Origin of the sequence: Flavobacterium ponti, assembly GCF_042652765.1 — a bacterium.
Classification (GTDB): Bacteria; Bacteroidota; Bacteroidia; order Flavobacteriales; family Flavobacteriaceae; genus Flavobacterium; species Flavobacterium ponti.
This window is the reverse complement of record NZ_JBHSGW010000026.1, coordinates 115,551-126,129: the sequence shown is the minus strand read 5'-3', so window position 1 is coordinate 126,129 and position 10,579 is coordinate 115,551. Positions and strand designations below refer to the sequence as shown.

Genomic DNA, 10,579 nt, shown 5'->3' with positions numbered 1-10,579 from the left:
ATTTAGCGGAGACTTTTGGCATTAAAAACATTCTATTTGATTTAGATAAATCAAACATCAGAAAAGATGCAGCAGCACAGTTAGCTCTTTTAGTTGAAGTAATGAATGATTATCCAACAATGAAAATTGATGTACGTTCACACACAGATAGTCGTCAAACACATGAGTACAACGAAAGATTATCAGAAAGAAGAGCCAAGTCAACAATTGCATGGTTAGTTAAAAACGGAATTGCAAAAGACCGATTAACAGGTCGTGGATATGGAGAAACACAATTAGTAAACAAATGTGCTGATGGTGTTGATTGTACCGAAGAAGAACACCAACAAAACAGAAGAAGTCAGTTTATTATCCTAGAAATGTAAACTATAAACAAACTTTAAAATCATAAAAAAACCATCTCAATTATTGAGATGGTTTTTTTATGCTGTATAATTTTATGTTAATACATTAAGTTATTCTTGATTAATAGCTTTGAATTATTATTTTTGTTGATTGTAACAATTATAAGATAACTATTTAAAGTGGATATGAAAAATAAATTTGTTTTTGGATTACTATTATTATTGCAGTTTAGCAACGTTTTTGCACAAGAAGTAAAAAAAGAAGTGTTATTCTCTATTGACGACAAACCTTATTATACGGATGAATTTATTAGAGTTTATAACAAAAATTTAGATTTGGTAAAAGATGATTCACAAAAAGATATAGATGTTTATTTCGATTTATTTTTAGGCTATAAATTAAAAGTAGATAAAGCTTATAAAATAGGTTTACAAAACAGTTTAAAATATCAAAATGAATTAAAGTCTTATAGAACACAACTTTCAAAAAATTACACAAGTGATTCTAAAGTTACTGAAGCATTAACAAAAGAAGCTTATGATCGTTCGCTCAAAGAAATAAGAGCTTCACATATTTTAATTTTAGTAGATGAAAATGCATCACCAGCAGATACTCTAAAAGCATATAATGAAGCAATTAAAGTAAGAGATGAAATTAAAAAAGGAATGTCTTTTGAAGATGCAGCAGTTAAATACTCACAAGATCCATCAGCTAAAGATAATAAAGGAGATTTAGGATATTTTTCTGCATTTAGAATGGTTTATCCTTTTGAAAGTGCTGCTTTTAATACTCCAAAAGGAGAAATATCTAAACCTATTCGTACGCGTTTTGGTTACCACTTAATTAAAGTTGTTGATCAAAGAGATAATAAAGGAGAGGTTACCGTTGCTCATATTATGATTTTAGAAAAGAAAGACGAAAATGGTAACGATTTATCCAAAAAAACCATTGAAGATATTTACCAAAAATTGCAACAAGGAGAAAAATTTGAAGCGTTAGCACAACAATTTTCTGAAGATAAGTCTTCTTCATCTAAAGGTGGTGTTTTACAACGTTTTGGAACTGGACAATTAAGTTCAAATGAATTTGAAGAAGTGGCTTTTGGTCTTAAAAATTCAAACGATGTTTCAAAACCATTTAAAACACAATTTGGTTGGCACATTGTAAAGCTTATTGAAAAACATCCAATAAAAACTTTTGAGGAATCAAAAAGTGAATTAGAAAATAAAATTAGAAGAGATGATCGTTCAAAATTAATTACATCTTCTTTAACTGAAAAATTAAAGAAAAAATACACGATTTCTACAGATAAAAAAGCATTAGCAACTGTTAAAAAATTAGTTACTGATGATTATTACAAACAAGCATGGGAAGTGAGTCCTGAAGTTTTAAAAGCAAATAATAAAGAATTACTTGTTATAAATAAAGACGCAAAAATAAATGCTTCAACATTTATGCAATACCTTCTAGATCAGCAAAAACAAAATCTTCAAATAAAACCAATTAATAGTTTAGTAGATCATCTATACAATCAATTTATTGATGTAAAATTAAATGAATACTACGACGCTCATTTAGAGGCAGAATTTCCGGAGTTTAGTTACGTAATGGATGAGTACAGAGATGGTTTATTGTTGTTTGATTTAATGGAAAGAGAAATTTGGGATCGTTCTAAATCAGATACTATTGGTCAAAAACAATTTTATTTAGATAATATTGCTAACTACAAATGGAAAAAAAGAGTTGAAACAGAAATATACTCTTCAACAAATAAATCTGATATTGAAAAAGCATTTAAGTATGCCAAAAAGGGTAAAGATGCTAATTACATTAAAGGAAAATTAAATGAAGAAGGAAAAGTGAATGTAATGGTTCAAAGTGGACTTTATGAAGAAGATGATAAATCGTTACCAAAAAAAATTGAACTAAAGTCAGGATTGTCTGAAATCGTTAAAGAAGGTGATTATTATTTCTTTTTAAACACAAAAAAAGTGTTGCCATCTCAATCTAAAGATTTCTCAGAAGCGAGAGGAAGAGTTATAAATGATTACCAACAGTTTTTAGAAGCAAATTGGGTTTCAGAATTAAAAAAGAATGTCGACATCAAAGTAAATAAAGATGTTTTGCAAAAAGTAAAGAACCAATTAAAATAAGATATAATGAAATTTAAATTCTTGTTTTTGGTCATTTTTGTAACACTTGTTTCTTGTAATAAAGAAACAAATGAAGTCGATAATGTTGCCATAGCTAGAGTTAATAATTCAAATCTTTACAGAGAAGATATTAAAGATTTAGTACCAGCAGGAACTTCAAAAGAAGATAGTTTGGTAATAGTTAAAGATTATATTGATCGTTGGGCTTCTCAAAAGTTATTGTTTAATGCTGCAGAATTAAATCTTTCAGATGAAAAGCAAACAGAACTAAACAAGCTAGTTGATCAGTACAAAAAAGATTTATACAGTAAGGCTTACATTGAGCAATTGGTATATAAGTCTTTCGACACAGTTGTTAGTGATAAAGAATTAAGTGATTATTACGAAAAAAATAAACAAAATTTTAAGACAAATGCAGCTCTTGTGAAAATGAGTTATATTCAAATTAATAAAAGTAATCCTAAGCTTAATGCGCTTTCAAGTAAATTTGTTAATACGAGTAAAGAAAATAAAGAGTTTCTAAAAAATAGTACCATTGAATTTAAAAGTTATGCTTTTAACGATTCTATTTGGATAGATATGAATCAGGTTTATGAAAAACTACCTGTTATAAATGTGGATAATAAAGAAAATTATATAATCGCAGGAAAAACAGTTAAATTTGCCGATTCAACCGATATGTACTTAATTAAAACATCTAATTATATTGATAAAAATCAAATTTCACCATTTCAATATATAAAACCAACATTAAAAAAAGTTATCCTTAATAAACGAAAAACAGAATTAATAAATAAATATCAAAAAGACATCACAACCGATGCTCTTAAAGACAAAAAATATGAAATATACAAGTAAATTAAAAGCACTTTTTGTGCTTGTACTTTTGGCTGTGACTACATTACAAGCACAACCAAAAAAACAAAAGATTGATGGAGTAGCAGCTGTTGTAGGAGATTATGTTGTCTTAGATTCTGATATTGATTTAATGATGATTGAATTAAGAGCTAATGGAATTTCAAGTGCTGATGTGACTAGATGTGAGTTGCTAGGAAAACTTTTAGAAGATAGACTTTATGCTCATCATGCAGTTCAAGATAGTTTAGTGGTGACTGATGAAGAGGTGAGAAGCTATATGGATGAGCAACTTAGTGTAATGGTTGAACAAATTGGTTCAATGGATAAAGTTGTGAAATATTATAACAAAAAAAATGTAGACGATTTTAAAAATTACTTTTTTGACATCATTAAAATGAACAAACTTGTTCAAGCTATGAATAGAAAAATAGTTGATGATATTGAAATAACTCCAGAGGAAGTTAGAAATTTCTTTAATAAAATCCCAAAAGATGAAATTCCTACGATTGGTTCAGAAGTTGAAATTGCACAAATAGTTATTAAACCTATTGTTAGTGAAGAAGAAAAACAAAAAGTTATAAAAAAACTTAGAGAAATAAAACAAGACGTTTTAGAAAATGGTTCTAGCTTTACTACAAAAGCAGTTCTTTACACAGAAGATAGAGCTTCAGCTCCAAACGGTGGATACTACAAAATCAATAAAAAAACACAATTTGTAAAAGAATTTAAGGATGTTGCTTTTACCTTAGAAGAAGGAGAAATATCTGAACCTTTTGAAACTATTTATGGTTTTCATATCATTAAGGTAGAAAAAATATTAGGACAAGAAATTGAATTAAGGCATATTTTAATGTCTCCTAAAGTAAGTGATGAATCATTGGCAGAAGCAAAAACTAGAATTGAGAATATTAGAGCTAAAATTTTAAACAAAGAGCTAACATTTTCAGAAGCTGCTAAATCGTTTTCAGAAGATAAAGAAACTAAAAACAATGGTGGAATAATTTTAAATCCAAAAACTCTTGAGCCTAAATTTGAGCTTACAAAAATGGATCCTTCTTTGTATAATGAAATTTCAGAATTACAAACTAATGAAATTTCAAGAGTCATTTTAGATGAAATTCCAGGTGAAGGTAAGTTTTTCAAAATCATTACGGTTAACGAAAAAACACAAGAACATCCGGCAGATTTCTCTAAAGACTTCCTTAAAATTAAAGAAATTGCTTTAAAAGACAAACAAATTACTGCAATTGGAAAATGGACTAAAGAAAAAATTGCTCAAACTTATATCAAAATTAACGGTGAATATCGCGATTGTGTTTTTGCTAGTGATTGGTTAAAGAAAGAGATAAAATAATTTTCGTACTTTAGAAACTTAAACATAATTTAGAAAACTAAAAACTATATGTCAGACGTTGCAGCATTAAAACAATTGGTTGAAAAAAAAGCTGAACTTCAAAAAGAAGTTGCTAAAGTAATTATCGGTCAAGATGAAGTTGTAAACCAAATAATTTTAAGTATTTTTTCTGGAGGACACGCTCTTTTAGTGGGTGTTCCTGGGTTAGCAAAAACTTTAATGGTAAATACAATTTCCCAAGCTTTAGGTTTACATTTCAAAAGAATTCAGTTTACACCAGATTTAATGCCTTCTGATATATTAGGAAGTGAAATTTTAGATGAAAATCGTCAATTTAAGTTTATAAAAGGACCAGTTTTTTCTAATATTATTTTAGCTGATGAGATTAACAGAACACCTCCAAAAACACAAGCTGCACTTTTAGAAGCTATGCAAGAACGTGCTGTTACAGTTGCAGGTCATCATTATAAATTAGATTTGCCTTATTTTGTGTTAGCAACTCAAAACCCTATTGAGCAAGAAGGAACATACCCTTTGCCAGAAGCACAATTAGACCGTTTTATGTTTGCTATTAAATTAGATTATCCAAGTTTTCAAGAAGAAATAGATGTGGTTAAAGCTACAACATCAGACCATAAACCAGTTGTAAATTCATTATTTACTGCTCAAGAAATAATTGATTTTCAAAATGTAATTCGAAAAATTCCTGTAGCTGATAACGTAATTGAATATGCAGTTACTTTAGTAAGCAAAACAAGACCAGATAATTCTTTGGCTACAGATTTTGTAAAAACATATATAGATTGGGGAGCTGGACCAAGAGCATCTCAAAACTTAATTTTAGCAGCTAAAGCTAATGCAGCTTTTAACGGAAAATACTCACCAGATATTGAAGATGTAAAAGCAGTTGCAACAGGGATTCTTAGACACAGAATTGTAAAAAATTACAAAGCTGATGCCGAAGGAATTTCTGAAGAAATGATAATAAAAAAGCTGTTTTAAGAACAGCTTTTTTATTATCTAAGTTTTCCATAGTTAATTTAGAATCATTTTAAAGATACCTTTGATTATTAATATATCAAAAACGGCAGTTACTTTTTGTCAAATTATTATTATTTGGTTTAAAAAATAAGGAAAACAAAATAAATAGGTGTTTTCTTGAAAAATATTCATTAAAACTACCAGTTGACAAATAATAATTCCTCTAAATTAAGATTTTATTAAAAATTTTCAATTCTCATTAAGATTTCTTAAATTTGTTCCACTAAAAAAATAACAAACTAAATAATTAATTTATACTATGGCTTTTGATATAGAAATGATTAAACAGGTGTATGCAACTATGGCTGAAAGAGTTGATAAAGCTCGTGATCTAGTTGGTCGTCCACTTACTTTGTCTGAAAAGATATTATATTCGCACTTATGGGATGGAAATCCTACAACGGCATATTCAAGAGGAAAAGATTATGTTGACTTTGCTCCAGATAGAGTAGCTTGTCAAGATGCAACAGCACAAATGGCATTGTTGCAATTTATGCATGCAAATAAGAAAACAGTAGCAGTTCCAACAACAGTTCACTGTGATCACTTGATTTTAGCAAAAGATGGTGCTAAAAAAGATTTAGCATTAGCAAATAGTCAGTCTAAAGAAGTTTTTGATTTCTTATCATCAGTTTCAGATAAATACGGAATCGGTTTTTGGAAACCAGGTTCAGGAATTATTCACCAAATTGTATTAGAAAATTATGCATTTCCTGGTGGAATGATGATTGGTACAGATTCACATACAGTAAATGCTGGTGGATTAGGAATGTTAGCTATTGGTGTTGGTGGAGCAGATGCAGTAGATGTAATGTCTGGAATGTCTTGGGAATTAAAATTTCCAAAATTAATTGGAGTTAAATTAACTGGAAAACTTTCTGGTTGGACAGCACCAAAAGACGTTATCTTAAAAGTAGCAGATATCCTTACTGTAAAAGGTGGAACAGGTGCTATCGTTGAATATTTTGGTGAAGGAGCAACTTCAATGTCTTGCACTGGTAAAGGAACAATTTGTAACATGGGTGCAGAAATTGGAGCTACAACTTCTACTTTTGGATACGATGATTCAATGAGAAGATATTTATCAGCAACAGATCGTCAAGATGTGGTTGATGCTGCTGATAAAGTTGCAGATTACTTAACAGCTGATGCTGAAGTATATGCAAATCCAGAAGTGTATTTTGACCAAGTAATTGAAATTAACCTTTCTGAATTAGAACCACACATCAATGGACCATTTACTCCAGATAGAGGAACTCCAGTTTCAAAAATGAAAGAAGAAGCTCAAGCTAATGGATGGCCAATTAAAGTAGAATGGGGATTAATCGGTTCTTGTACCAACTCTTCTTATGAAGATATGTCAAGAGCAGCTTCAATCGTTCAACAAGCTATTGATAACGGAATTACACCAAAAGCTGAATTCGGAATTAATCCAGGTTCAGAACAAATTAGATACACAATTGAAAGAGACGGAATTATTGATACTTTCGAAAAACTAGGAACTAAAGTATTTACAAATGCTTGTGGACCATGTATTGGACAATGGGATAGAGAAGGAGCAAACAAAGAAGAAAAAAATACTATTGTACACTCATTCAATAGAAATTTCTCTAAACGTGCTGATGGAAACCCTAATACACATGCTTTTGTAACTTCACCAGAAATGGTTGCTGCTTTAGCACTTTCAGGAAGATTAGATTTTAACCCTTTAACAGATGCTTTAATCAATGATAAAGGTGAAGAAGTAATGTTAAAAACTCCTTATGGAGATGAATTACCTAAAAAAGGATTTGATGTTGAAGATGCAGGTTTTCAAGCACCAGCAGAAGATGGAAGTGGAGTACAAGTAGTTGTTTCTCCAACATCAGACAGACTTCAATTATTAGCTCCATTTGAACCGTGGGACGGAAAGAACATCACAGGTGCAAAATTATTAATCAAAGCTTTCGGAAAATGTACTACTGATCATATCTCTATGGCAGGACCATGGTTACGTTTCCGTGGACATTTAGATAATATTTCAAATAATATGTTGATTGGTGCTGTTAATGCATTTGGTCAAGCTACTAATAAAGTTAAAAATCAATTAACAGGTGCTTTCGATACTGTTCCTGCTACTGCAAGAGCTTATAAAGCAGCTGGTATACCTTCAATTGTTGTGGGAGATCATAATTATGGTGAAGGTTCTTCAAGAGAGCATGCTGCAATGGAACCAAGATTTTTAGGAGTTAAAGCAGTTTTAGTTAAATCTTTTGCGCGTATTCACGAAACAAACCTTAAAAAACAAGGAATGTTAGGTTTAACATTTGCTAATGAAGCTGACTATGATAAAATTCAAGAAGATGATACTTTTAACTTCTTAGATTTAACGGAATTTGCTCCAAATAAACCTTTGACAATAGAGTTGGTTCATGCTGATGGTTCAAAAGAAACTATTTTAGCTAATCATACATACAACCAAGGGCAAATTGATTGGTTCAAAGCTGGTTCTGCATTAAATTTAATTGCTGCAGAAAACGCATAATTTTCTTTTAAAAGAATAAATACAAAACTCTTGAATCAGTTTAAAAGCTATTCAAGAGTTTTTTTATGTTGCAATTTTAAATTTATCGTACTTGATTGATAGTAAAGTAGCAATCTTCTCTATTTCCAACAAGTGTTACAGAGCCTAAATTACTAGTAACATTAAATTGAATGGTATCTCCAGTAGTTAATTGAGTAAGTGTCTGTAAATTTCTTAGAGGTGGTGTGACATTGACTAAACCTATTCCAAGAACTGAAATTCCAACGTTGGCAAAACTATTTTGAGAAATAACTGTACCGTTTTTTAAAATTTGAACACCAAAACTAGTTGCTACACTAACTCCAGAACCTTTAATTTGTACATAAATTTGATAAATACCATCTTGTTTAGCTGTGTAGACAGAAGAAGTAGAATTGTATTCTGTATTCATGTCAAATTCGGTAGCATTGAAAGGTATAATTGCTGTATTGCTAGTTAATGACAATCCAACACTTGAAGAACTTGAGAAGTTACCTTTTATAAAAGTTTTTAAATGACTCTCAATGATTTGTTTTGAGGAAATTCGTGCTATATTTCCAAGATTATCAGATACTAAAATAGAATCTTTTGCCGCAGATTCATTTAGGTTTGAGTTTGTGGTTCTAATTCTTAAGGTACCGTTAATGTCTAAATCTGCGGTAGGATTTGTAGTTCCAATTCCAACTTGACTATGAATTGAGATAAAACTGAAAATAAAAAAAAGTAAGTATATCTTTTTCATGCTTTATTATATTTGGGATTATAAAATTACTAAAAAAAGAACAAAAAATCTCATAATGCGAATTTTTAAATCATATATCTTTTATTTTATAATGAATTAATCGCAAAATGTATTTTTTTAAATTTTATAGTTGACTTCAGCTTATTACTTATTCTATATTAAATGAGATTTTTAGATGTTTCAATTTTAAAAACTTTATTTAAATTAGCTTAGTTAAATAGAAGAAAGAATGCTTCTTTTTGTTTTATTGATTAACTTTGAAATAAATAAAATAATTATGAACTCTCTTTGGTTTTTTGATGATGTAAATTTATTTACAATTTTATGTCCACATCGCTTTAAGGATTTTAAGAAATCTCATGAATTTAATGTTTATAAAAAGAACGATTATATTTATTTTGAAGAGGATAGTGCGGATAAAATTTACTTAATAAATTATGGTAAAGTTAAAATTGGTTACGTTACTGAAGATGGAGATGAAATAATTATGGCAATATTATCAAAAGGCGAAATCTTTGGAGAAAAAGCAATTTTAGGAGAAGAAAAAAGAAATGAATTTGCGCAAGCTATAGATTCTGAAACTTCACTCTGCACAATTACAACTGATATGATGATTGAATTACTTAGAGAAAACAAAGAATTCAGTTTGAAAATTTATAAGTTTATTGGATTTCGATTCAAAAAATTAGAAAGAAGATTGCAACTGCTTTTGTTTAAAGATACAAAGACAAGATTAAAAGAATTTATAAAAGAATTAGGAGAAGATTTTGGTTATAAAAATGTCGTTACAGGTGATACAATCATTAGACAACCGTACACTCAAAAAGAATTAGCAACATTAATTGGAACTTCAAGACCAACATTAAATATTTTGTTAAACGAATTAAAAGATGAAAATTATTTAGATTTTGATAGAAAGGAAATTACTTTAAAGAAATATGGTTTAGGTAATTAATTGTTTTTTTTATTCGAAGAATACAACTTCATAACGATATATTTTTGTTACTTTTGAATAAAATATAATAATGGAAAAAATAGTATTAACTCTTTTAATTTGCTTTTGTTTAACAAGTTGTTCTTATTTGGATACAAAATATCCCGAACCAAGTTTTATCCCTTTTGAAAAACAAGAAGTCCTGTCTTCTTATGATTTAAGGTTAATTGAATCTACTGGTAGAACTATTAATATGTATGCTAAAAGAAATAAAGTTGTATTTATTCATTATTGGAACACAAAGGATAAAGATATTTTAGATGATATTAAAATTATTGAAAAGCTTTATGATGATTATAAATTAAAGATTGAGTTTTATTTTATAACAGATGACTCCCAACAAAATATAAGAAAGTTTATTAAAGAAAATAATCTATTGTTTCCTAATTATTATATTGGTTCAACACCACTAAGACCATTAATTTTTAATGAAGTACCAAAATCATATTTGATTAGCAAAACTGGTAGAATTGTAATGAATGAAGAAGGAGTAAAAAATTGGAATTCTAAAGCATTAAGAAAAACTATAGATGAACTATTAAAACAATAA

9 protein-coding genes are annotated in these 10,579 nt (G+C 29.0%); 8 read left to right on the top strand and 1 reads right to left on the bottom strand.

Translation table 11 applies throughout. The features are described 5' to 3' along the window. From ACFO3U_RS11700 to ACFO3U_RS11675, 6 genes are all read left to right on the top strand, one after another. Nucleotides 1-365 (top strand): OmpA family protein (locus ACFO3U_RS11700; protein ID WP_379742468.1); only part of this gene is annotated, 365 nt, incomplete at its 5' end. A gap of 165 nt (nt 366-530) precedes the next feature. Continuing rightward, on the top strand, nt 531-2,498 hold the full coding sequence (locus tag ACFO3U_RS11695; protein WP_379742465.1) for a peptidylprolyl isomerase: 1,968 nt from the start codon (nt 531-533) through the stop codon (nt 2,496-2,498). 6 nt (nt 2,499-2,504) lie between these two features. Further along, a complete protein-coding gene (locus ACFO3U_RS11690; protein WP_379742462.1) occupies nt 2,505-3,356 on the top strand; it encodes a hypothetical protein in 852 nt (283 codons plus the stop codon). Beyond that, on the top strand, nt 3,340-4,710 hold the full coding sequence (locus ACFO3U_RS11685; protein WP_379742459.1) for a peptidylprolyl isomerase: 1,371 nt from the start codon (nt 3,340-3,342) through the stop codon (nt 4,708-4,710). Before ACFO3U_RS11690 ends, ACFO3U_RS11685 begins: the two co-directional genes overlap by 17 nt. Before the next feature lie 48 nt (nt 4,711-4,758). Continuing rightward, nucleotides 4,759-5,712, top strand: a complete 954-nt coding sequence (locus tag ACFO3U_RS11680) for an AAA family ATPase (protein ID WP_379742456.1) — start codon at nt 4,759-4,761, stop codon at nt 5,710-5,712. 298 nt (nt 5,713-6,010) lie between these two features. Beyond that, the gene (locus tag ACFO3U_RS11675; protein ID WP_379742453.1) at nt 6,011-8,275 is read left to right on the top strand and encodes an aconitate hydratase; all 2,265 of its coding nucleotides are present in this window, start codon (nt 6,011-6,013) and stop codon (nt 8,273-8,275) included. Between the two features lie 82 nt (nt 8,276-8,357). On the opposite strand, the gene ACFO3U_RS11670 is transcribed toward ACFO3U_RS11675, so the two are convergent. Next, on the bottom strand, nt 8,358-9,035 hold the full coding sequence (locus ACFO3U_RS11670; RefSeq protein ID WP_379742450.1) for a hypothetical protein: 678 nt from the start codon (nt 9,033-9,035) through the stop codon (nt 8,358-8,360). A gap of 277 nt (nt 9,036-9,312) precedes the next feature. Between ACFO3U_RS11670 and ACFO3U_RS11665 the strand changes: the two genes are divergently transcribed. Together ACFO3U_RS11665 and ACFO3U_RS11660 are read left to right on the top strand one after the other, a co-directional pair. Further along, the gene (locus ACFO3U_RS11665) at nt 9,313-9,990 is read left to right on the top strand and encodes a Crp/Fnr family transcriptional regulator (RefSeq protein WP_379742447.1); all 678 of its coding nucleotides are present in this window, start codon (nt 9,313-9,315) and stop codon (nt 9,988-9,990) included. A 70-nt stretch (nt 9,991-10,060) separates the two neighbouring features. Beyond that, a complete protein-coding gene (locus ACFO3U_RS11660; protein ID WP_379742444.1) occupies nt 10,061-10,579 on the top strand; it encodes a TlpA family protein disulfide reductase in 519 nt (172 codons plus the stop codon).

Excerpts from the sequence above, each read along its gene's own strand:
- ACFO3U_RS11695 (WP_379742465.1), top strand. The coding sequence starts at position 531 with ATGAAAAATAAATTTGTTTTTGGATTACTATTATTATTGCAGTTTAGC.
- ACFO3U_RS11690 (WP_379742462.1), top strand. The coding sequence starts at position 2,505 with ATGAAATTTAAATTCTTGTTTTTGGTCATTTTTGTAACACTTGTTTCT.
- ACFO3U_RS11685 (WP_379742459.1), top strand. The coding sequence starts at position 3,340 with ATGAAATATACAAGTAAATTAAAAGCACTTTTTGTGCTTGTACTTTTG.
- ACFO3U_RS11680 (WP_379742456.1), top strand. The coding sequence starts at position 4,759 with ATGTCAGACGTTGCAGCATTAAAACAATTGGTTGAAAAAAAAGCTGAA.
- ACFO3U_RS11675 (WP_379742453.1), top strand. The coding sequence starts at position 6,011 with ATGGCTTTTGATATAGAAATGATTAAACAGGTGTATGCAACTATGGCT.
- ACFO3U_RS11670 (WP_379742450.1), bottom strand. The coding sequence starts at position 9,035 with ATGAAAAAGATATACTTACTTTTTTTTATTTTCAGTTTTATCTCAATT.
- ACFO3U_RS11665 (WP_379742447.1), top strand. The coding sequence starts at position 9,313 with ATGAACTCTCTTTGGTTTTTTGATGATGTAAATTTATTTACAATTTTA.
- ACFO3U_RS11660 (WP_379742444.1), top strand. The coding sequence starts at position 10,061 with ATGGAAAAAATAGTATTAACTCTTTTAATTTGCTTTTGTTTAACAAGT.